Source organism: Ruegeria sp. BI11, from assembly GCF_056538005.1.
In genome coordinates, this window is sequence record NZ_JBQFSM010000054.1 from 1 (window position 1) to 1,454 (window position 1,454).

Consider the following 1,454-nt stretch of genomic DNA (forward strand, 5'->3'; position numbering starts at 1 on the left):
AGTTGACTCGCTGCTCGAGGACCGCGGATATGATGCCGACTGGCTCAGAGAAGCGTTGAAAGATAAAGGGATACGCGCATGCACCCCAGACTGAAAACGGCACAAGACAACTGTCAAGTACGACAAGCGCCGATACAAACGGCGCAACCAGATCGAAATCAGGTTCGGCAGGCTGAAGGATTGGCGGCGTGTGGCGACCCGATACGACAGATGCCCGAAGGCATTCCTCTCAGCCATCACTCTGGCGGCAACCGTCATCTATTGGCTATGAAGCCTGACCCTAAAAATTGTGAAAATGGTCCGGCTTCAAGTTCGATTGCGGCAATCATACGTGGAAACGAACTGACTGTATGCACCAAGGCCTCAGGGTCACTCTCCGCCTGCAACTCTTCACCTATCTTGCCTTGTGGTTCTAGCACACAAATCGCCGTGCTTGCCAGTGAAACGTCCAATCCGATTTAAACTTCCATATCGTTGCCCTTCTATTCCAAGGAATTGAGGCACATGCCACCATGCGACCTCGTAGACGCGCCACCAGCGCATCAAGGGCAACGGCACTCCACATCAACCTGACCGAAGTCGCCAAAAACTCCATTACGGCATCTCTATTTTCGGAATAGCTTTATTGCATTAATACCTTGAAGTTTACTAGGAAGGACTTCAGTCTTGCTTTGGCTTTGAGATTAACTTTGAGACAGTTCTCTCCATCACCAGTCTTGGATTTTTACGCTCGCTATTTGAAGAGTCCAAATGGTCGTGAGTTTCGAAATTTTTGTGTTAACTTATTAGATTTAGAGATAAGGCGAGTAGAGTACAACGTGGCGTCAAAACCAGTATTATTAGAGCCGGATGGAGAATATTGGTCTGATATAAATCGAGCTAAATACACTTTGCAATCCTTTCAATGTAACAAGAAATTCAATTTCAATGAACTTAACTTAGAAAAACATTGGTTAACACTTTTAGGGAGCCGGTTTTCTGTTGAGTATGAATTAAATGGAGGCAGTATGTTTTCTTTGATCTGTGTTGCTTCTACTAAATTAAAGCTTCCAATAAATGAGACAGAGAAATGGCCGGAAAGTTTATTGTTTAAGAAGTACACGGAATCAGTGCTGCGCACTGAATGGGATTACCCAAGCCTTCAGTTTCGCTTCTCTAGAAAAATTTGGCCACGCTAATAACCATTTAATTATGAAATCGCTTGCGGTGTGACAGGAACAAACACCAGGCTCTGATTTGTAGTAGTTCCGATTTGATCTGACGGTTGGCCATTTTCTGGCGGCATTTATCAGGATCATGCCATCCTAGACTGTCAGAGCTTTCAGTCCGGGTTGTGTTGCAAAGTTTCTTGCTAGCTGAAGAGATTACAGCGTGTCTGGTTTAATTGGTTTCAAATCCTGCGGCAACGAAGAAGTTATAGCACTCTTCATCGGTGAATAGGTGGCAGATACTTC

1 protein-coding gene and 1 pseudogene are annotated in these 1,454 nt (G+C 45.0%); both read left to right on the forward strand.

What is annotated here, in order from left to right; translation table 11 throughout:
* Positions 1 to 271 (forward strand): annotated as a pseudogene (locus tag ACR0DT_RS25025) (transposase); the annotation flags it as partial.
* A 418-nt stretch (positions 272 to 689) separates the two neighbouring features.
* On the forward strand, positions 690 to 1,178 hold the full coding sequence (locus ACR0DT_RS25030) for a hypothetical protein (RefSeq protein WP_480713343.1): 489 nt from the start codon (positions 690 to 692) through the stop codon (positions 1,176 to 1,178).
* Positions 1,179 to 1,454 lie beyond the last annotated feature (276 nt).